Here is a 21,417-nt window from a genome sequence, read left to right on the forward strand (position 1 = left end):
AAACTTTCACAGTCCCTTTGGCCGCAAAAGTTTCTACAACTACTTAATTGAGCCTTGTGCAATGCCTTTTATTATATGCTTCTGCAGGAACAGGAAGAAAATGATGACCGGTGTAATTCCCATTACAAGGGCAGCTAGTCCCATATCCCACTGCTTTGTATATTGTGCGAAGAATGAGCTTGTGGCCAAAGGAATCGTCCTAAGTTCTGCATCCTGAAGCACCAGAAGCGGCAGGAGATAGTCATTCCAGATCCACAATGTATTTAGAATGACAACCGTTACAGTAATTGGCTTCAGAAGCGGAAACACAATTCTCCAAAAGACGCCAAACTGGCTGCACCCATCAATTCGGGCCGACTCTTCGATCTCGATTGGAACTGTTTTAATAAAACCGTGATAAAGGAAAAGTGATAATGGTACACCAAAGCCAAAGTACATAATGATGAGACCAGGTATGCTGTTTGTCAGATTCAGCGTGCCTCCGAGTTTCATCAGAGGAATCATAACGGTCTGGAATGGAATAACCATCGCAGATACAAATAAAACAAACAGGATTTTGCTGAATTTCCCCGGAGTCCTGACCATCTTCCAGGCAGCCATAGAACTGATGACAACCAGTCCAATATTGCTGATTACCGTTATTATAAGCGAATTCCAGAAGGCCCGAGGAAAATTAATGATATCCCATACCTTCAGATAATTGGAGAATAAAAATTCCTGCGGCCATGCTGCAGCATCAATCAGGATATCCGCAAAACCTTTAACAGAATTAATAAACACGAAGTAAAAAGGAATGAGAAATATGATTCCTAATACGATTCCGATGATCTCCAGCAGCAGCGTAACCTTCGTATATCTGGGATTCATTATGCCTCAACCTCCCTTTTCTTCGTCATCATCACCTGAACCGTTGTAAAAATAGCTACCACAAGGAAGAATAAAATCGATTTTGCGGTACCAAGACCATACCGGTTATTCTGGAATGCCTCCTGATAAATATTAATCGCAACGGATTGTGTCGAGTTAAATGGCCCGCCGCCTGTCAGTGAAATATTCAGGTCGAAAATCTTAAATGCCATGGATATCGTTAAAAAGAAACAAATCGTGAACGCCGGTAAAATAAGCGGAACGATTATTTGTGTCAGCAGTGTCCAGCTTGATGCACCATCGATTCTTGCCGCCTCCAGCAGTGTCTGATCAACCCCCTGCAGTGCTGCAATATAAATAACCATCATATATCCGCTGATCTGCCAGGCAAACACAATCACAATGCCCCAGAATGCTGTTGTCTCATCTCCAAGCCATGGAAGCTTAAAAATGGAAAGATCCGTTAGATTACCGATAGCAGCAAACCCTTTTACAAAAATAAACTGCCAGATGAACCCGAGCAATAATCCCCCGATAACATTCGGAATGAAAAACACAGTCCTCAATAAATTCCTGGACTTCAAGGCTGCGTTCAATAATAATGCAAGTCCAAACCCCAGTAAATTACTAATAATAACCGAAGCTAACATAAATTTAGTAGTAAAAATAAAGGAATCAAAAAACTTAGGATCACTCTTAAAAATCTTTATATAATTTTCAAGCCCAACCCACTCAACCACAGAACTAACGCCATTCCAGGACGTAAACGAATAATAAATCCCCATCAGGAAAGGAATGATCTGTATCACCAGGAAAAAAATTAATGACGGTCCTACAAAAGCAAGGTATGTTAAGATCTTTTTCACATTTGCTTTTTTCCTGGAAACTGTTTTAATCTCTGATTTTATTACCGGTTCCCCGATCTCAGCCTTTGTCTCCAACTCTCTTCACCGCCCCCTCTTCTTTTGCAAACGCTTTCCTTCATTATATTTGAAACCGTTTGCCTATATAGGTGACTGAATTGACTAAATGGTGCAATATTTTGACTTTTTCAAAAGGTCAATCGCCTAATCCTTGTTTCGGAGCAGCCTTCCGAATAGTTCAGAACCCTTTTTCGAACCCACCCTCTGAACCGTTCGGAACCCTGCATAGAAACAACTGGTGACAATCAGAAATTGGCTGCATTGATGATTGAATTTAGCCGATGTTTTATATGAACTTTTGATAACTCAGTAAAGCATTTGGACGGTTCTTAACATTGCGCTTCATTCGGTTTACGAAATAGTGTTAGCTATGGAAATATTACAGTAAATATAGGAACGGTGATTAATTATGAAAAGAAGAGGCAGTCTCAAAGTATATGCTTTTAAGACTCCCTCTTTTTATATAGTAGCGGATGACTACCAAAAATTGATCTGAACTTAAATTAACCCAATAGGAAATTTTCATATATAGTGTAAAATATATTATTATACTATTCAGAAAAAGTCGAATTTTATATGTATCTATGGATGAACTATTTGATTGGGGGGCTTGGTATGAAGGGATTAATTACCTTGGATAAGAATTATTTAGGAAAACAAAGACTTGAACGAGAATGGGAAAATTTTATTTGTGGTACGAATCCTTCCCCGGATATTCGATCCATGACGCATGATTCGTGGCAGCGGAGTTTAGAATTTGGAATTTGTCCACTTAAAAGTAAAACATCTATTAAAATGAGTGATGACCAAATCAAAGAATATGTTACCTACGATCCCCTGTACCGTACGATCAAACCGGTGCTGGCTAGATTAAAAGATAAGTATATGGATACTGGACATATGATTGTGTTTTGTAACGGTGAAGGAGAAATCATTTCTATAGATGGAGATTTGTCCTTAATGCTCAAGGCTGAGGATATGAACTTTGTATCCGGTTCTTCCTGGGCAGAAAATAATGCAGGGACGAATGCTATTGGTACAGCCATTGCCACTGGTTCTCCCGTTGAGGTATTTGCAGGAGAACACTTTTGCTATGAAGTTCAAAAGTGGACATGCTCAGCTGCTCCTATCCGTGATTTAGTTACCAATGATATTTTGGGTGTTATTGACATGACTGGGTTATGGACAGCTAATGATCCTTATTTTTTGTCCGTTGTAACCTCAGCAGCACAAGATGCATCTGTATTACTGCATAATCAATTAAATTTAGAACGCTTTAAGCTGGTCGATTATTACCAAAGTCAGATGATTTCTCATCAGTCGAAATCAATTACAGCTGTAATCGACCGCAATTGGAAGGTAATAAAAGCTTCCCAATCCTTGTATGAACTAGGTTTAATAAATTCGAATAATCTCTTTGTTCGTTCCCCATCACGATCGGCACCTTTGAAGCTCGGAACACGTTGGGAGGTTGACCATCTTAATGGAACATGGCGTTTTGAACTTACTCCTTATATATACGGTGGTATCCCAATTGGCGGCATTGTAAATGTATTTCCACCATCCCAGCCAAAAGGTCAGGCGGTAACTCTAGCTGCAGTGGATTGTCCTAAAAACAGTGAAATTACATCTCTAAACTTCAAATACTCTAAAAATCAATTAGACAACGACATTAAAGAATGGTGTAAAGGTACTGAGTTTTATAAAGCCATTTTTGATCAAAATTATGACGGAATCTTTCTCTGTGATTTAGATGGTAATTTCTTAGATGTGAATGCGTCTTTAGAGAGAATGATCGGTTATACAGGGGAAGAGCTTGAAAATAGGACACTTTCTTCCATCGTTCTTCCAGAATTTCTGGAAGAAGGGGTAGGGCATATCCGAAAAACCATGCAAGGAAAATCTCAGGAATTTGAGTCAGCCATTAAACACAAAAAAGGATATCAAATCGATTTAATAATAAAAAGTTCTCCAATTTTTATAGACAATAAAATTGTTGGAATCTATGGAGTGGTAAGAGACATTACGAAAAACAAGCAAATTGAAGAAGTGCTGCAGTTAACTAGACAACAATTGGACTTATTCCTAAAAAATACATTCGATTCTATTATTATTATTGATTTACAACTCAATGTGATTAAAGTGAATGAAGCGTTTGAAAAAGTCTTTGGCTGGACGGAGCGTGAGGTGATAGGAAGACTGCTGCCAATTATTCCTGAGTTTTTAGTTGATCAATGTTTTGAAATGTTTAAAGAAATAGTTGAAAGTGGTCATGTATTTTCGAGTGAAACGGTTAGGCAGCGAAAAGATGGGAGTCTTATTGATGTTTTCGACTTTATTTCCCCCATTGTCAATGCGAAAGGACAAGTATCGGCTTTCGTATGCATTTTAAGAGATATTTCAGAACGCAAAAAAATGGAAGAGGCCTTAAAAGAAAGCGAGAAACGATTACGGACTTTGATTAATGCGATGCCTGATGTGATTCTCTTTAAGGATGGAGAAGGCAGGTGGCTGGAAGCGAACGATTATTCTCTTAAGAGTTTCCAATTTCAAAATATTCCATATCAAGGAAAAACGGATAGTGAACTTGCTGCTTACAATGAGGCGATTAAAAAGACCTTAGAATTTTGTGAGGAATCCGATCGAAGAGCTTGGGAGAATCGCAGAAATACACGCGCAGAAGAAGTCCTTCCTCTAGCGAACGGAGAATCGAGTATTTTCGATGTGATCAAGGTTCCGATTTTTTATCCTGATGGCAAACGTAAAGGGCTTGTCATCATCGGACGTGATATTACAGACCTAAAGCGTACGGAAGAATTATTAAGAAAATCGGAGAAGCTTGCGGTTGTTGGCCAATTGGCCACAGGAATTGCACATGAGATTCGAAATCCTTTGACGAGTATCAAAGGTTTCCTTAGTTTGTTCCGATCTTCTCCTGACAAGAAAAATGAAGAATTTTTGGATATCATGTTATCCGAAATAAATCGAATTGAATGTATTACCAATCAATTTATGGCCGTAGCTAAGCCGCAGGCAATCAGCATCCAGTTTCAAGATTTAAATGATTTATTGGAACAGGTTTCTGTCGTGATTCTTCCTGAAGCAACGATGAATAATATACAAATCAGAATTGAGACGGAACCTGACATTCCTTTCGTTCCATGCGATGTGAATCAATTAAAACAAGTATTTATCAATATCATAAAAAATGCGATCGAAGCCATGCCGATGGGAGGAGAAATATTTATAAAAATCACTAAATCGGACGATCATCAAGTTCACATTCGTTTTATTGATCAAGGGTGTGGGATCCCTCAAGAGCGCATTCCATATCTCGGCGAACCATTTTACAGTCTAAAAGAAAAAGGAACAGGCTTAGGACTGATGATATGTTATAAAATTATCAAAGAACATCAGGGAAGAATTTTAATAGAAAGTGAAATCAATAAAGGAACAACCATTGATATCATTTTACCGATCCCCCTTTAGATGGCTCTAGGCACACGATCAAGGCACACGATTTTTACTTTGTAAACTGCACAAAAAAAGACTTTCAACAGAACGTTGAAAGTCTTTTTTGACAGCTTTGCTATGCTGTCTCGGATACCGGTGGCCGGGGTCGAACCGGCACTCCAGAAGGAACACGATTTTGAGTCGTGCGCGTCTGCCAATTCCGCCACACCGGCATATTAAAATGTATTAAATCTTGTGGTGCCGAGGACCGGAATCGAACCGGTACGGTAGTCACCTACCGCAGGATTTTAAGTCCTGTGCGTCTGCCAGTTCCGCCACCCCGGCGTATATCAGCGAATCAAGATTTAGATTATGGAGGCGGCAACCGGATTCGAACCGGTGGTAAAGGTTTTGCAGACCTCTGCCTTACCACTTGGCTATGCCGCCATAAAAATAAAGAAATTCTGGAGCGGAAGACGGGATTCGAACCCGCGACCCCCACCTTGGCAAGGTGATGTTCTACCACTGAACTACTTCCGCAAAATGGCTGGGCTAGCAGGATTCGAACCTGCGAGTGACGGAGTCAAAGTCCGGTGCCTTACCGCTTGGCTATAGCCCAATGATCATTTGATAATACATTTATATGAGAGTTAGACTTATACTGTTACATAAAAAAATGGGGCGACTGATGGGAATCGAACCCACGAGTGTCGGAGCCACAATCCGATGCGTTAACCACTTCGCCACAGCCGCCATAATTTTATTGGCAGGGGTAGCAGGAATCGAACCCACATCAAAGGTTTTGGAGACCTTCGTTTTACCGTTAAACTATACCCCTATATAAATGGTGGAGGGGGGCAGATTCGAACTGCCGAACCCGAAGGAGCGGATTTACAGTCCGCCGCGTTTAGCCACTTCGCTACCCCTCCATATTAACATAAAAAAATGGTGCCGGCGAGAGGACTTGAACCCCCAACCTACTGATTACAAGTCAGTTGCTCTACCAATTGAGCTACACCGGCTAATCACATAACAAGGTGGCTCAGGACGGAATCGAACCGCCGACACAAGGATTTTCAGTCCTTTGCTCTACCGACTGAGCTACTGAGCCATATTAAGATATTTTACCTAAATAAAATTTGGCTTCGTCCTTCGTCCCGATTTATCAATCGGTACGCTGAAGTCATTCAAGGCAGCTTATTCGGTCGTGCTCTACCGACTGAGCTACTGAGCCAAATATAAAAATGGCGGTCCGGACGGGACTCGAACCCGCGACCTCCTGCGTGACAGGCAGGCATTCTAACCAACTGAACTACCGGACCGGATTGCGGGGGCAGGATTTGAACCTGCGACCTTCGGGTTATGAGCCCGACGAGCTACCGGACTGCTCCACCCCGCGACAATAGTATTAATGTGATTTTTCTATGCTCACATCAAGCATTACATCGCAGCTTATTCAATGATGTGCCGCCCCGATTTCAGAAAGATTATTCAAGCAGCAGCTCAATCGGTGCGCTGAAGTAATTCCTTCGAAGGTTATTCGGGCGTGCTCCACCCCGCGATAATAGTATTAATTAATAATAATGGTGGAGGATGACGGGATCGAACCGCCGACCCTCTGCTTGTAAGGCAGATGCTCTCCCAGCTGAGCTAATCCTCCAAAATGGTGACCCCTACGGGATTCGAACCCGTGTTACCGCCGTGAAAGGGCGGTGTCTTAACCGCTTGACCAAGGGGCCAATATGAAATTAAAATGGCGGAGAGCAAGGGATTTGAACCCTTGATACGCGGTTAGCGTATACACGATTTCCAATCGTGCTCCTTCGGCCACTCGGACAGCTCTCCATTTGGCTCCGCAGGTAGGATTCGAACCTACGACCGTTCGGTTAACAGCCGAATGCTCTACCACTGAGCTACTGCGGAATAATGACATTTTTAAAACAGCCCGGCAGCGTCCTACTCTCACAAGGGGACAGCCCCTAACTACCATCGGCGCTGAGAAGCTTAACTTCCGTGTTCGGTATGGGAACGGGTGTGACCTTCTCGCTATCGTCACCGGACTATTTTTCAAGACAAGTATTATTATACCGTCTTTCTATCATTTTTCAAGAGGAAATTTCATTTTTTCGTTCCCTCAAAACTAGATAATGTATGAAGAAGTATTTGCCGAGTATTAACCATATATGACTTGTCTAGCTTCGGCGGCTAGCCCCTCGAGTCATAAGCCAATCACTTCCGGAAGGATTACTCCTTCCTGCAGCGCTTGTCTTATGCTTGTCGGGGCTGATCAAGCCGCCTCCGCTTTTCGTTTTGGTTAAGTCCTCGATCGATTAGTATCAGTCAGCTCCACATGTCGCCACGCTTCCACCTCTGACCTATCAACCTGATCATCTTTCAGGGATCTTACTAGCTTGACGCTATGGGAAATCTCATCTCGAGGGGGGCTTCATGCTTAGATGCTTTCAGCACTTATCCCTTCCGCACATAGCTACCCAGCGATGCCTTTGGCAAGACAACTGGTACACCAGCGGTGCGTCCATCCCGGTCCTCTCGTACTAAGGACAGCTCCTCTCAAATTTCCTGCGCCCACGACGGATAGGGACCGAACTGTCTCACGACGTTCTGAACCCAGCTCGCGTACCGCTTTAATGGGCGAACAGCCCAACCCTTGGGACCGACTACAGCCCCAGGATGCGATGAGCCGACATCGAGGTGCCAAACCTCCCCGTCGATGTGGACTCTTGGGGGAGATAAGCCTGTTATCCCCGGGGTAGCTTTTATCCGTTGAGCGATGGCCCTTCCATGCGGAACCACCGGATCACTAAGCCCGACTTTCGTCCCTGCTCGACTTGTAGGTCTCGCAGTCAAGCTCCCTTGTGCCTTTACACTCTGCGAATGATTTCCAACCATTCTGAGGGAACCTTTGGGCGCCTCCGTTACTTTTTAGGAGGCGACCGCCCCAGTCAAACTGCCCACCTGACACTGTCTCCCGCCCCGATCAGGGGCGCGGGTTAGAATTTCAATACAGCCAGGGTAGTATCCCACCGACGCCTCCACCGAAGCTGGCGCTCCGGCTTCTCAGGCTCCTACCTATCCTGTACAAGCTGTACCAAAATTCAATATCAGGCTACAGTAAAGCTCCACGGGGTCTTTCCGTCCTGTCGCGGGTAACCTGCATCTTCACAGGTACTATAATTTCACCGAGTCTCTCGTTGAGACAGTGCCCAGATCGTTACGCCTTTCGTGCGGGTCGGAACTTACCCGACAAGGAATTTCGCTACCTTAGGACCGTTATAGTTACGGCCGCCGTTTACTGGGGCTTCGATTCAAAGCTTCGCTTGCGCTAACCTCTCCTCTTAACCTTCCAGCACCGGGCAGGCGTCAGCCCCTATACTTCGCCTTGCGGCTTCGCAGAGACCTGTGTTTTTGCTAAACAGTCGCCTGGGCCTATTCACTGCGGCTCATCAGGGCTATTCACCCTAATGAGCACCCCTTCTCCCGAAGTTACGGGGTCATTTTGCCGAGTTCCTTAACGAGAGTTCTCTCGCTCACCTTCAGGATTCTCTCCTCGCCTACCTGTGTCGGTTTGCGGTACGGGCACCTTTTCCCTCGCTAGAGGCTTTTCTTGGCAGTGTGGAATCAGGAACTTCGGTACTAAATTTCCCTCGCCGTCACAGCTCAGCCTGTGTGGTAACGGGATTTGCCTCGTTACCGGCCTAACTGCTTGGACGCGCTAATCCAGCAGCGCGCTTACCCTATCCTCCTGCGTCCCCCCATTGCTCAAACGGTAAAGAGGTGGTACAGGAATATCAACCTGTTGTCCATCGCCTACGCTTTTCAGCCTCGGCTTAGGTCCCGACTAACCCTGAGCGGACGAGCCTTCCTCAGGAAACCTTAGGCATTCGGTGGATGGGATTCTCACCCATCTTTCGCTACTCATACCGGCATTCTCACTTCTAAGCGCTCCACCAGTCCTTGCGGTCTGGCTTCAACGCCCTTAGAACGCTCTCCTACCACTGACATCGAAAGATGTCAATCCACAGCTTCGGTGATACGTTTAGCCCCGGTACATTTTCGGCGCGGAGTCACTCGACCAGTGAGCTATTACGCACTCTTTAAATGGTGGCTGCTTCTAAGCCAACATCCTGGTTGTCTAAGCAACTCCACATCCTTTTCCACTTAACGTATACTTTGGGACCTTAGCTGGTGGTCTGGGCTGTTTCCCTCTTGACTACGGATCTTATCACTCGCAGTCTGACTCCCATGGATAAGTCTTTGGCATTCGGAGTTTGTCTGAATTCGGTAACCCGATGGGGGCCCCTAGTCCAAACAGTGCTCTACCTCCAAGACTCTTACTACATGAGGCTAGCCCTAAAGCTATTTCGGAGAGAACCAGCTATCTCCAGGTTCGATTGGAATTTCTCCGCTACCCACACCTCATCCCCGCACTTTTCAACGTGCGTGGGTTCGGGCCTCCATCCAGTGTTACCTGGACTTCACCCTGGACATGGGTAGATCACCTGGTTTCGGGTCTACGACCACATACTCATTCGCCCTATTCAGACTCGCTTTCGCTGCGGCTCCGTCTTATCAACTTAACCTCGCATGTAATCGTAACTCGCCGGTTCATTCTACAAAAGGCACGCTATCACCCATTAACGGGCTCTAACTACTTGTAGGCACACGGTTTCAGGATCTGTTTCACTCCCCTTCCGGGGTGCTTTTCACCTTTCCCTCACGGTACTGGTTCACTATCGGTCACTAGGGAGTATTTAGCCTTGGGAGATGGTCCTCCCTGCTTCCGACGGGATTTCTCGTGTCCCGCCGTACTCAGGATCCACTCTGGAGGGAACGAAGTTTCAACTACAGGGCTTTTACCTTCTCTGGCCGGCCTTTCCAGACCTGTTCATTTACCTCGTTCCTTTGTAACTCCGTATAGAGTGTCCTACAACCCCAGGAGGCAAGCCTCCTGGTTTGGGCTAATCCCGTTTCGCTCGCCGCTACTCAGGGAATCGCGTTTGCTTTCTCTTCCTCCGGGTACTTAGATGTTTCAGTTCCCCGGGTCTGCCTTCTATACCCTATGTATTCAGGTAAAGATCCTATCCCATTACGGATAGGGGGTTTCCCCATTCGGAAATCTCCGGATCAAAGCTTACTTACAGCTCCCCGAAGCATATCGGTGTTAGTACCGTCCTTCATCGGCTCCTAGTGCCAAGGCATTCACCGTGCGCCCTTTCTAACTTAACCGTATTTGACAGGTTCATCGAAGATGAACACGATCAAAGGTTTTTAACTCTATTTAACATAGAGAATTTACTAAGATGGCGATTACTCGGTTATTGCTTCTTCATAACATTATCTAGTTTTCAAAGAACGAATGAATTGAGAGATTGAACTCTCAAAACTGAACGAACAAAGAACGTCACGTTTCTTGTAAATATTCCTTAGAAAGGAGGTGATCCAGCCGCACCTTCCGATACGGCTACCTTGTTACGACTTCACCCCAATCATCTGTCCCACCTTAGGCGGCTGGCTCCAAAAGGTTACCCCACCGACTTCGGGTGTTACAAACTCTCGTGGTGTGACGGGCGGTGTGTACAAGGCCCGGGAACGTATTCACCGCGGCATGCTGATCCGCGATTACTAGCGATTCCGGCTTCATGCAGGCGAGTTGCAGCCTGCAATCCGAACTGAGAATGGTTTTATGGGATTCGCTTAACCTCGCGGTTTTGCAGCCCTTTGTACCATCCATTGTAGCACGTGTGTAGCCCAGGTCATAAGGGGCATGATGATTTGACGTCATCCCCACCTTCCTCCGGTTTGTCACCGGCAGTCACCTTAGAGTGCCCAACTGAATGCTGGCAACTAAGATCAAGGGTTGCGCTCGTTGCGGGACTTAACCCAACATCTCACGACACGAGCTGACGACAACCATGCACCACCTGTCATCCTGTCCCCGAAGGGGAACGCCCTATCTCTAGGGTTGTCAGGAGATGTCAAGACCTGGTAAGGTTCTTCGCGTTGCTTCGAATTAAACCACATGCTCCACCGCTTGTGCGGGCCCCCGTCAATTCCTTTGAGTTTCAGCCTTGCGGCCGTACTCCCCAGGCGGAGTGCTTAATGCGTTTGCTGCAGCACTAAAGGGCGGAAACCCTCTAACACTTAGCACTCATCGTTTACGGCGTGGACTACCAGGGTATCTAATCCTGTTTGCTCCCCACGCTTTCGCGCCTCAGCGTCAGTTACAGACCAAAGAGTCGCCTTCGCCACTGGTGTTCCTCCACATCTCTACGCATTTCACCGCTACACGTGGAATTCCACTCTTCTCTTCTGCACTCAAGTTCCCCAGTTTCCAATGACCCTCCCCGGTTGAGCCGGGGGCTTTCACATCAGACTTAAGGAACCGCCTGCGCGCGCTTTACGCCCAATAATTCCGGACAACGCTTGCCACCTACGTATTACCGCGGCTGCTGGCACGTAGTTAGCCGTGGCTTTCTGGTCAGGTACCGTCAAGGTACCGGCAGTTACTCCGGTACTTGTTCTTCCCTGACAACAGAGTTTTACGATCCGAAAACCTTCATCACTCACGCGGCGTTGCTCCGTCAGACTTTCGTCCATTGCGGAAGATTCCCTACTGCTGCCTCCCGTAGGAGTCTGGGCCGTGTCTCAGTCCCAGTGTGGCCGATCACCCTCTCAGGTCGGCTACGCATCGTGGCCTTGGTGAGCCGTTACCTCACCAACTAGCTAATGCGCCGCGGGCCCATCTGTAAGTGATAGCCGAAACCATCTTTCAGCTTTTCCTCATGAGAGGAAAAGAATTATCCGGTATTAGCCCCGGTTTCCCGGAGTTATCCCAGTCTTACAGGCAGGTTGCCCACGTGTTACTCACCCGTCCGCCGCTGACTTCAGGGAGCAAGCTCCCATCCGTCCGCTCGACTTGCATGTATTAGGCACGCCGCCAGCGTTCGTCCTGAGCCAGGATCAAACTCTCCATATAAGAGTTGATTAAGCTCGAGTTGTCTTTTCGAAAAAGACTAATGATTTAAACGTTGACGTTTTTGTTCGTTCAGTTTTCAAAGATCAATTTCTCTTTGTTATATTTTACCTGATCGCTCAGAAGCGACTTTATTAATATAACATGTGTTGATTTTGTGTGTCAACACTTTTTTTATAAGTTATCCGCCGTCTGTGAAAATGTTTTTCGTTCATATCGCAGCGACGGATATAAATATAACAAGGATTTAAATAAAGGTCAATAGCTTTTAAAGTTTTTTTACAATAATTTTTTTTTGAGTTTGTAATACCTGTGATAAATTCCCTGACCTTTTGTTTCTATGTTTACTACTTCTATGAAATGCTTATCAATCAAATACTCAAGAAGCATGCTTAAGTCAACCGCATAAAGATGAAGTTCATCATGGTTCATAATATCGTGGATGGACCATTCTTCTTTCTCAGCAAGCACGTCGGCAAGATGACTGATTCCTTGTTTCGTTCTCGAATGGATTAAAAATTCACTTGCAAGGAACAGCAGCTCCAGCCTTTTTTCAAGCGGCTCCTGGCTATTCACCAATTCTTCATACAGCTTCATGATTTCAGGCTCAATTTGCTTTACCTGATTCCAGACAGTTACTTCCGGATGGAATCCATTTTCAATAACAGCAAGCCTGGCCAGATGATGAAGGGAATGAACAATATGATTATAGGCATCAAAATAATGGCGGTTTTCAAAGAAGGCTTTGCCATCCATATATCGTCTGATCAGCTTGGCAAACTCAAGACCCATTTTTAATTTTCGCCCATAGAACGGAAACTCTCTTAATTCCACCTTCAGGTTATGAATATATTCGTTTCGATCAAATAAAACTTTTCCATTATAGAGCCAATCAAAGATTTTGCGGTTCGACCCCAGCAGGATCCATTCGCGAAGCTGCTTATCTGTCACAATATGCAGAGCCGCTTTTTTATCTTTATATGTGTAATGTTTAACAAATACAGGTTCCTCTGCTTCCTCAACCAGGATCAGCAGTACAGCATCAAATGTATCAGTAGCAGGAATAGCCTTTTGCATTTTTTCGGTCATAATCACGCCTAGAGTGTTTGTCTGGCTTGCCCGTTCCTGGTATATAGGACGGAGAATATCTTCCATCATAATTCCTCCATTTTATTGATAGCGTATATCTTCGACAATTATAAATGAAATCCTTCCTAAAGGTGAGACATTTTTCGACACCATTCTATATTAATATTTATTTAAGCAAAAGGAGTGTGGTATAGTTAGTTTTTAGGAGGGAGCAGTATGGCTAAGTACTCAAATAAAATCAATAAGATTCGTACATTTGCCCTTAGTTTAATTTTCATCGGATTTATCGTTATGTATCTCGGAATATTCTTCAGAAATTCCGCTCTTCTCATGACAATATTTATGCTTCTCGGAATGCTCTGCATTCTTGCCAGCACCGGTGTTTATTTTTGGATTGGCATGCTTTCAACAAAAACCGTGCAGGTGGTTTGCCCGAATTGCGGAAAACACACAAAGATGCTTGGCCGCGTTGATATGTGCATGTACTGCAATGAACCTTTAACGCTTGATCCAAATCTTGAGGGCACTGAATTTGATGAAAAATACAACAAAAAAAATACGAAGCAGAGCTGATTTATCTCTTGCTTCCATATTCAAGCTCTAAAATGACCGGCTCTCTAACAGCCGGTTTTTTATTGATTAAAAATAAAAAGCTGACAGCATAGCGCCGGCAGCTTTAAAATTTTATTAGTGAGCTTCTTTACTTGCACAATCCGGACATGTTCCGTAAATCTCCATTCTATGATGGCTGATTTTAAAACCTGTAACATGCGAAGCAAGGTGCTCTACTTCATCCAGGCCAGGATAGTGGAAGTCTACAATCTTGCCGCAGCTTTCACAAATGACATGATAATGATGAGTGGTAACAAAATCGAAGCGGCTAGATGCGTCACCATATGTCAGTTCCTTTACCAGGCCAACCTCACGGAATACTCGTAAATTATTGTAAACTGTTGCCACACTCATATTTGGGAATTTCCCCTCTAATGCTTTGTATATATCGTCAGCAGTCGGGTGTGACATGGAGTTTATTAAATATTCAAGTATCGCATGACGCTGCGGAGTGATACGTACTCCAGTGTCTTTTAAAGTATCCAGCGCCTCTTTTAAATCCATATGCGCCACCGCCATGCACCTCTTTTCCAACAAATATTCTTACTTTATAATCTTTATAAATAGTGTACTAATTTTTTACCACATTTGTCAATATTACAAACACCTTAATAGAGGGAATCAGCTCTTTTCATCATCTTAATACCCTCTTTCAACATCGATCACATTCATATAATCTTTGTTATTTTTTATATATGTATGAAGGTTATGCTTAAAAATTTCAAAAGATCTCGGTAAATAGTTTTTTGTTCGGCTTGACAGGTGAGGTGTGACCGTTACATTCTGCCTACTCCAGAAAGGATGTCCTTCAGGCAGAGGTTCATTTTCAAAAACATCCAGATACGCATGTGAAATCTGGTGTTTTTCAAGTGCAGACAGAAGCACCTTTTCCTCAACAAGATCCCCTCTTCCTATATTCATAAACACAACAGAATTCTTCATAGCAGCGAAATGCTTATCCTTTAACAGATATTTAGTTTCAGGCGTGCTGGGAAGAACAGAAATGATAAAATCTGCTTCTGGAAGGATCCCGGTGAGCCTGCTGAGTGGAAAAATACGATCTGTCCACACATTTTCCCGTCCGCTCCTATTCACTCCAGCCACTTTCATTCCAAAGCATTTGGCGAGTCTTGCAATCTCTCCCCTATTGCCCCAACACCGATAATTAATAAGGTTTTTCCATTCAGTTCTTCCATTGGCAGATTACGATTCCAAACTTCTGCCTTTTCATTTTCAGCCAGCAGTGCTCTTTGTTTAACATGCCCTAACATAGTTCCAAGCGCAAATTCAGCCATGGGGATTTTATGGATTCCTCTTGCATTTGTAATTAAGATGCCTTTCTCCTTGCAGGCTTTCAAAGGCATTTCATCCATTCCCGCTGACATTACCATGATCCACTTTAGTTTTGTTGTTTTATTAATATATTCTTCTGTCAGATCTTCTCCATATGTAATAAATATTTCAGCATTATAGAAGGATTCCCCTGCAGATTCTATTCCGTCGAAAAACAGGAAATCTCCCTCAGGGAAATTCTGAATTACTTCCTGGCTCAGCTCTTCGGGAGGCAAGATGGAAGACACAATTTTCATAAACTCCACTCCAACACAGTTTTATTCATCATACCACCCATCGCCGAATGGTAAAAAGAAAAGCGCAAGCGCCTTGCCCACCCCCGACAAGCACAAGACGAGCCTCCCGGAAAGGCGTTCTTTGCCTTTTTGGGAGGATTGCCCGAAATGTGGAGGCGACTGCACAGGGACGACAAGCATAAGACGAGCCCTGCAAGAAGGTGTTCTTTCCTTCTGGAAGGGATTGGCTTATGTCTCGAGTCCCTAGAAGCCGAAACAAGCCAAGCTTGTGACCTCGAGGGGGTAGGCGCTGGAGCTAGACAGTTATCGACGTTCAAAAATTATATACTTTCTTATCTTTATAAAAAAAAAACGAACCTGTTCAGGTCCGTTTCGAAAAAGTATCTGAGGAGGTATGCCCTAATAAAATGATATGCAAAACTTGTTCTTCGGAATGGACAAAAGCCTTGTTCCGTTAAAAAATAGGCTACCCATTTAAGACTGGGTCAAATTTTCCTTAATAAACTCCAGTGCCTCCTCGACATGATCCTTGACCTTTACCTTGCGCCATTCCTTCACGAGCTTGCCTTCCTGGTCAATAATAAAGGTTGAGCGCTCAATTCCCATATATTCTTTCCCGAAGTTCTTTTTCAATCTCCACACACCGTACGTCTCTGCTGCATTATGGTCTTCATCTGCAAGCAGCAGGAAAGGCAGTCCGTGCTTTTCAATGAATTTCTCATGCCGGCTGAGCGGATCAGGGCTTACTCCTAAAACGACCGCGTTCACTTCTGCAAAATTCTGATGCTGGTCCCTGAAATCACATGCCTGAGTTGTGCAGCCAGGTGTCATGTCTTTCGGGTAAAAATACAGAACAACATTTTTCCCGCGGTAATCTGCTAATTTTACTCTTTCACCATTGCTTGCCTCAAGCTCAAAATCCGGAGCCGGTTTACCGATTTCAATTGCCATTTTCATTCCTCCTGTTGAATAGGTTTCTTACTCTAAGCCTATCCAACTTTTCCGTCAAAAACAACTGATATCATTATAAAGCACGGTCACCTGCATCAAATACTACCCTGGCTACGAATGCGGCCGGGATGACATATCCGATTAACGCTTCCAGTACGGCAATAAGCCTGCCTATTCCAACAGGACTGACATCTCCATACCCAACAGAAAAAGAGTAACCGCACTAAAATAAAAACCCGTCTCCAGCCTCTCGAGGAAACCGGTTTCCATATATTCAGTGCCGTCCATCAAAACCACCAGCCCATGTAAATCAAGCCAAATATATATCAGCCCAAACCCAATCAGAATCGTTGCATATAAACTTATGAGGTAAAGGAAATTATCCACAGACACCCATCTTCCCTTAATCTTGGCGGATGAAAAAGAGTCTGCAGACTCATGATCATGCACAGCACGATTAAAATCAGCGATAAATAAAAAGCCATACTGCACCTCATTTCGAAATGCCTTCCAATTCATTTATACGCTCATAGCCTTTCCCATATGACAGCCTGTCTCGGAAACTCTTTCTGCACTCGCCCAATAAAAAAACCGGGATTATATCCCAGTTCTAATTGCCCGCTCCCCGATATCGCTTAACGCCTGAATTCCAGGTCACAATCGAGATGCTGAAAAATACGATTCCGATTACAGGTGTTAAAAAGGAGTACAAAAACCATTCGTCTTTCCCCAGGAAGTAGGAAGCCGGATATACACCGACAAAGGCAAACGGAAGAACCCAGGTGAGGACAAAGCGTATAACATTATTGTAAATATCAACCGGATACCTTCCATAATTACCGATGTTATACATCATCGGCATGATGGATGTTCTGGCATCTGCCCAAAAGCTGATACAGGCAATCAGGACAAAGATGCCTCCATACACAAGCATTCCGCCTATCACAAATAAGAAAAACAAGAACGGGTCGGTCCAGGAAACACCTAAACCAAGGTTGTTTCCGGCGTAGATCATAACAGCAATGCCTGTTAAGGCTCCGAAAAGGGATTCAAGCTCCATCCGTTCCAATACGATTTGAAACAAACTATGGATCGGCCTGGTTAATATCCTGTCGAGTTCACCTTTTACTATATATCTCTCATTAAAATCCCAAATATTAAAGAACGACGAAAACAGCGCATATGGCACAAGGAAAAAACCGTAAATAAAGATGATTTCATCCCTCGTCCAGCCGCCAAGCAGATTAGTATGACCAAAGACGACCAGGATAAAAATTAAATTGACTGCCTGAAAAAGAAGATCTGAAAAAATCTCTACAAATAAATCTGCACGGTACTGCATTCTTGTTTTCATATATTGGGCGACATATTGAAAGAAAATCGCTATATAAAACATGTGTCACCCTCCTTGAATAATGAGCTGTTTTTTCGCTATGATCCACAGAACCTGAATGGGGATGATCAGAATAAGAACCCAGATCCCCTGCATAATAATCGCCTGGATGGCTTCATTATTCGAAAAACTATTTGTAAAAATCATGCTCGGTACATAGCTGATACCCTGAAAGGGCAAATATTTCAGTACATCCTGTGCCCATAACGGAAAAAAGCTGATAGGAATCAGAAGACCGGAAAAGAGATCAATCACAACTCTTTTTGCCCGGATAAGCCCTGTGTTATTAAATAAGAAGAAAGTGGTAATGCCTGTCAGCAAATTAATTTGCGTATTAATAAAAAAACTTAATATAATCGATACCGCAAAGAAAATCCAGGTCGTCCAATCCGCAGAAAATTGCAGCGGAAAAATGAACGAGACGATAACCATGCCCGGAACGGAGAAAAAGAAGAGACGGAATATTCCTTCCCCCAGTCCCTGCATCGTTTTCATACCCAGATAATTATATGGGCGGATCAGCTCCACCGCTACTTTTCCTTCTTTAATTTCAGCAGCCATTTCCCGGTCTATATTATTAAAGTAAAACGCTCTGGCCATCCAGGCTACAGCCACATATGTCGACATCTGGATCACAGACATGCCCTCAATCGCATCTTTTTCTCCATAAATGGCACTCCACAAGAAATAGTAAGCGCCAATATTAATGCTGTAAATCAGAATACCTGTATAATAATTGGTTCTGTAGGCAAGCATCATCAAAAAACGGATCCGAATCATTTCGATATATTTATCCACAGGAACACCCCGGGTAAAAGTAAATTCTTTCATTAAGACATCCCCCGGTCATAAATATTTCTTATGATTTCCTCTGTTGAAGTTTCTTTAATATTGATGTCTTTCACTTTCAAATCCGCAACCACCTTGGCAATCAGCAGGGAAATCAGTTCATCATTATCCTCTGCAAAGGCTGTAAAGATCGCTTTTTTCTCATCTTTTTCCCATTTCACTTCCGATGAGGCCGTTATTCGGTTTAAGTCGTTCAGGGTCACGTCTTCAAGGAACTGGAATTCTATTTCCTTCCCTTCCCCCATTTTTCCTTCAGGCTTTTTAAGGCTCCATCATAAATGATTTTCCCCTCGTCGAGCATCACTACGCGTTCGCACAGCGCCTCAATATCCGACAAATCATGAGTAGTCAGCAGAATGGTTGTATTATATTTTTCATTAATTTCTTTTAAAAACTCTCGGATCTTCAATTTAACAAGCACATCAAGCCCGATAGTCGGCTCATCCAGAAACAAGAGCGGCGGATTGTGGATGAGTGCCGCTGCCAGTTCACACCTCATTCTCTGTCCGAGTGAAAGCTTTCGGACCGGCTTGTCGAGCAAAGGCTCAATATCCAGGGTTTTGATCACATGTGACATATGGCTGTCGTATTGCTCATCAGAAACTTTGTATACCTTCTTGAGCAGCCTGAAGGATTCCTGAACAGCAATATCCCACCAAAGCTGAGATCTCTGGCCGAAGACAACTCCAATCGTGCTGACGAATTTTTCACGGTCTTTATGAGGGTTCATTCCATTCACGATCACTTCGCCGCTTGTCGGGGTCAGGATCCCTGTCAGCATTTTTATGGTCGTTGACTTCCCGGCTCCATTTTCACCTATATAGCCAACCATCTCGCCCTGCTTTACATTAAAGCTGATGTTGTTTACCGCTGGCACAATCTTATAGTTCCTTGTAAGCAAATCACGGAAAGCACCCTTTAATCCGGAGCGGCTGGAATAAGATTTAAATTCCTTTTTTAAGTTCCGGACTGTTATTGCATCATTCATTTTTACTCCTCCTGCCAATTAATGCCCTAATGAAATAGTTTAGACAAACAGCGCCTTCTTCACAACTAGATTGCTTCAAAACCTATTTTTAAAATACAGAATAATCCGCCTTCCCTTAGGAATGGACGAAGCCTCTTCCAAACATGTTAAAATAATGACGTACATATAAATGAATTTTATCAGGAGGATTAACATGCAATTTACTAATTCTGAACGGCTGCATAAACAAGCTTTAGAACATATTGTCGGCGGGGTAAACAGCCCTTCCCGCTCCTATAAAGCAGTTGGCGGAGGCTCGCCGGTCGCAATGGAACGGGCACAGGGCGCTTATTTCTGGGATGTGGACGGCAATCAATATATAGATTACCTGGCTGCATACGGTCCCATCATTACCGGACATGCCCATCCGCATATTACAGAAGCCATAAAAACAGCTGCTGAGCGCGGAGTATTATATGGAACTCCGACACCACATGAAGTGAAATTCGCCGAGATGCTTAAAGAAGCAATGCCTAATTTGGACAAAGTCCGTTTTGTGAATTCAGGTACTGAAGCCGTTATGACAACGATCCGTGTGGCAAGAGCCTATACGGGAAGGGACAAAATCATTAAGTTTGCCGGCTGCTATCACGGCCATTCCGATCTTGTCCTGGTTGCTGCAGGTTCAGGTCCTTCAACACTTGGAACGCCTGACTCTGCCGGAGTTCCAAAGAGCATTGCCCAGGAAGTGATCACGGTTCCTTTCAATGAAATCGAACCATATAAGGAAGCGCTGGAAAAATGGGGCGACCAGATAGCTGCTGTACTGGTGGAACCGATTGTCGGCAACTTCGGAATTGTTGAACCAAAACCGGGGTTCCTGGAGCAGGTTAACGAATTAACACATGCAGCCGGCGCGCTTGTCATTTATGATGAAGTCATCACAGCTTTCCGTTTTATGTATGGCGGTGCTCAGGACCTGCTTGGTGTAAAACCAGACTTGACAGCCATGGGGAAAATCATTGGAGGAGGCCTTCCAATCGGTGCTTATGGCGGAAAGAAAGAAATTATGGAAACAGTAGCTCCTTTAGGTCCAGCTTACCAAGCTGGTACAATGGCTGGAAATCCGGCGTCGATTCTTTCAGGAATTGCCTGTCTCGAAGTTTTAAAACAGCCTGGTGTCTATGAATATCTGGACAGACTGGGAGAAATGCTTGAAAAAGGGATTAGCGAGGCAGCTGAAGAACATAATATCCCAATTACTATTAATCGATTAAAAGGTGCCCTGACCATCTACTTTACGGAAGAAAAAGTAGTGAATTATGAGCAGGCGGAAAATACAGATGGAGAAATGTTTGCAAAGTTCTTCAAGCTGATGCTCAATCAGGGAATAAACCTGGCTCCTTCGAAATATGAAGCCTGGTTTATGACAATCACGCATACAGAGGATGATATTCAAGCCACCATTCATGCGGTGCAAAACGCATTTCAGCAATTAAAAGACGAATAAATATTCACTAATTTATACACCGACGGGAGCAGAAATGCTTCCGTTTTCTTTATTCCCAGCAATGAAAACGTTTACAATACTGAGGTTCATTTATACAAAAGCCTTTTCCCACTCCCAAACCATATCCAACTTTTTGTATAAATAATTGATTTCTGAAAATTCATATGATATGATGGGAGAAATCTTTTGTGTAAGAGCGGATTTCGCTGGCATAAAGAAC

The 21,417-nt window shown here is 44.0% G+C and carries 12 protein-coding genes, 16 tRNA genes, 3 rRNA genes and 2 pseudogenes; 3 read left to right on the forward strand and 30 right to left on the reverse strand.

The annotated features are described in order from the left end of the window. Window positions 1–39 precede the first annotated feature (39 nt). Window positions 40–867, reverse strand: coding sequence for a carbohydrate ABC transporter permease (locus LLY41_RS18050; protein ID WP_095243666.1), 828 nt, complete (start codon window positions 865–867; stop codon window positions 40–42). Further along, window positions 867–1,808, reverse strand: coding sequence for a carbohydrate ABC transporter permease (locus LLY41_RS18055; RefSeq protein WP_304586034.1), 942 nt, complete (start codon window positions 1,806–1,808; stop codon window positions 867–869). The genes LLY41_RS18050 and LLY41_RS18055 overlap by 1 nt, the downstream gene beginning before the upstream one ends. 597 nt (window positions 1,809–2,405) lie before the next feature. Here LLY41_RS18055 and LLY41_RS18060 point away from each other — a divergent pair. Further along, a complete protein-coding gene (locus LLY41_RS18060; protein ID WP_304586036.1) occupies window positions 2,406–5,279 on the forward strand; it encodes a PAS domain S-box protein in 2,874 nt (957 codons plus the stop codon). 115 nt (window positions 5,280–5,394) lie between these two features. Here LLY41_RS18060 and LLY41_RS18065 read toward each other — a convergent pair. The 20 genes from LLY41_RS18065 to LLY41_RS18160 all read right to left on the reverse strand — a co-directional run bounded on the left by LLY41_RS18065 (window position 5,395) and on the right by LLY41_RS18160 (window position 13,392). Further along, a tRNA-Leu gene (locus LLY41_RS18065) sits at window positions 5,395–5,476 on the reverse strand. A gap of 23 nt (window positions 5,477–5,499) precedes the next feature. After that, window positions 5,500–5,588 (reverse strand) — tRNA-Leu (locus tag LLY41_RS18070). A gap of 28 nt (window positions 5,589–5,616) precedes the next feature. Beyond that, window positions 5,617–5,690: transfer RNA gene (locus LLY41_RS18075), tRNA-Cys, on the reverse strand. An 18-nt stretch (window positions 5,691–5,708) separates the two neighbouring features. Next, window positions 5,709–5,783 (reverse strand) — tRNA-Gly (locus LLY41_RS18080). Between the two features lie 4 nt (window positions 5,784–5,787). Then, a tRNA-Gln gene (locus LLY41_RS18085) sits at window positions 5,788–5,862 on the reverse strand. 58 nt (window positions 5,863–5,920) lie between these two features. Then, a tRNA-His gene (locus tag LLY41_RS18090) sits at window positions 5,921–5,996 on the reverse strand. A gap of 11 nt (window positions 5,997–6,007) precedes the next feature. Then, window positions 6,008–6,081, reverse strand: a tRNA-Trp gene (locus LLY41_RS18095). Window positions 6,082–6,088: 7 nt separating this feature from the next. After that, window positions 6,089–6,172, reverse strand: a tRNA-Tyr gene (locus LLY41_RS18100). Window positions 6,173–6,189: 17 nt separating this feature from the next. Continuing rightward, window positions 6,190–6,265 (reverse strand) — tRNA-Thr (locus LLY41_RS18105). Between the two features lie 16 nt (window positions 6,266–6,281). Continuing rightward, a tRNA-Phe gene (locus LLY41_RS18110) sits at window positions 6,282–6,354 on the reverse strand. Window positions 6,355–6,488: 134 nt separating this feature from the next. Continuing rightward, a tRNA-Asp gene (locus LLY41_RS18115) sits at window positions 6,489–6,565 on the reverse strand. A gap of 3 nt (window positions 6,566–6,568) precedes the next feature. Further along, window positions 6,569–6,642, reverse strand: a tRNA-Met gene (locus tag LLY41_RS18120). 185 nt (window positions 6,643–6,827) lie between these two features. After that, window positions 6,828–6,903, reverse strand: a tRNA-Val gene (locus LLY41_RS18125). A gap of 4 nt (window positions 6,904–6,907) precedes the next feature. Further along, window positions 6,908–6,982 (reverse strand) — tRNA-Glu (locus tag LLY41_RS18130). A 15-nt stretch (window positions 6,983–6,997) separates the two neighbouring features. Continuing rightward, window positions 6,998–7,088: transfer RNA gene (locus LLY41_RS18135), tRNA-Ser, on the reverse strand. Between the two features lie 3 nt (window positions 7,089–7,091). Next, window positions 7,092–7,166: transfer RNA gene (locus LLY41_RS18140), tRNA-Asn, on the reverse strand. Between the two features lie 20 nt (window positions 7,167–7,186). Beyond that, a 5S ribosomal RNA gene (gene rrf / locus LLY41_RS18145) occupies window positions 7,187–7,303 on the reverse strand. Between the two features lie 250 nt (window positions 7,304–7,553). Next, window positions 7,554–10,490, reverse strand: a 23S ribosomal RNA gene (locus tag LLY41_RS18150). Window positions 10,491–10,691: 201 nt separating this feature from the next. Then, a 16S ribosomal RNA gene (locus LLY41_RS18155) occupies window positions 10,692–12,240 on the reverse strand. The 16S, 23S and 5S rRNA genes sit together here with 16 tRNA genes alongside, the layout of an rRNA operon. A gap of 276 nt (window positions 12,241–12,516) precedes the next feature. Beyond that, window positions 12,517–13,392, reverse strand: a complete 876-nt coding sequence (locus tag LLY41_RS18160) for a nucleotidyltransferase-like protein (protein ID WP_304588055.1) — start codon at window positions 13,390–13,392, stop codon at window positions 12,517–12,519. A 150-nt stretch (window positions 13,393–13,542) separates the two neighbouring features. Between LLY41_RS18160 and LLY41_RS18165 the strand changes: the two genes are divergently transcribed. Continuing rightward, window positions 13,543–13,899, forward strand: a complete 357-nt coding sequence (locus tag LLY41_RS18165) for a YgzB family protein (RefSeq protein ID WP_304586037.1) — start codon at window positions 13,543–13,545, stop codon at window positions 13,897–13,899. Between the two features lie 114 nt (window positions 13,900–14,013). On the opposite strand, the gene perR is transcribed toward LLY41_RS18165, so the two are convergent. From perR to LLY41_RS18200, 8 genes and pseudogenes are all read right to left on the reverse strand, one after another. Further along, complete coding sequence (perR, locus tag LLY41_RS18170) at window positions 14,014–14,451, reverse strand: peroxide-responsive transcriptional repressor PerR (RefSeq protein ID WP_304586039.1); 438 nt, start codon at window positions 14,449–14,451, stop codon at window positions 14,014–14,016. 126 nt (window positions 14,452–14,577) lie between these two features. After that, window positions 14,578–15,527: pseudogene (locus tag LLY41_RS18175) on the reverse strand (D-2-hydroxyacid dehydrogenase). 474 nt (window positions 15,528–16,001) lie between these two features. Further along, a complete protein-coding gene (gene bcp / locus LLY41_RS18180; RefSeq protein ID WP_304586040.1) occupies window positions 16,002–16,478 on the reverse strand; it encodes a thioredoxin-dependent thiol peroxidase in 477 nt (158 codons plus the stop codon). Window positions 16,479–16,551: 73 nt separating this feature from the next. Further along, the gene (locus LLY41_RS22515; protein ID WP_370460354.1) at window positions 16,552–16,653 is read right to left on the reverse strand and encodes a hypothetical protein; all 102 of its coding nucleotides are present in this window, start codon (window positions 16,651–16,653) and stop codon (window positions 16,552–16,554) included. Continuing rightward, the gene (locus tag LLY41_RS18185; RefSeq protein WP_370460130.1) at window positions 16,650–16,997 is read right to left on the reverse strand and encodes a hypothetical protein; all 348 of its coding nucleotides are present in this window, start codon (window positions 16,995–16,997) and stop codon (window positions 16,650–16,652) included. Before LLY41_RS18185 ends, LLY41_RS22515 begins: the two co-directional genes overlap by 4 nt. 91 nt (window positions 16,998–17,088) lie before the next feature. After that, window positions 17,089–17,874, reverse strand: coding sequence for an ABC transporter permease (locus tag LLY41_RS18190; protein WP_304586041.1), 786 nt, complete (start codon window positions 17,872–17,874; stop codon window positions 17,089–17,091). 3 nt (window positions 17,875–17,877) lie between these two features. After that, window positions 17,878–18,669, reverse strand: a complete 792-nt coding sequence (locus LLY41_RS18195; RefSeq protein WP_095246235.1) for an ABC transporter permease — start codon at window positions 18,667–18,669, stop codon at window positions 17,878–17,880. 32 nt (window positions 18,670–18,701) lie between these two features. Continuing rightward, window positions 18,702–19,708, reverse strand: a pseudogene (locus tag LLY41_RS18200) (ABC transporter ATP-binding protein). Between the two features lie 193 nt (window positions 19,709–19,901). Between LLY41_RS18200 and LLY41_RS18205 the strand changes: the two are divergent. Then, window positions 19,902–21,197 (forward strand): glutamate-1-semialdehyde 2,1-aminomutase, encoded by a 1,296-nt coding sequence (locus tag LLY41_RS18205; protein ID WP_304586043.1) that lies wholly within the window; start codon window positions 19,902–19,904, stop codon window positions 21,195–21,197. Window positions 21,198–21,417: the final 220 nt, after the last annotated feature.

The sequence above is a fragment of the Cytobacillus firmus genome (genome assembly GCF_023612095.1).
GTDB lineage: Bacteria > Bacillota > Bacilli > Bacillales > Cytobacillaceae > Cytobacillus.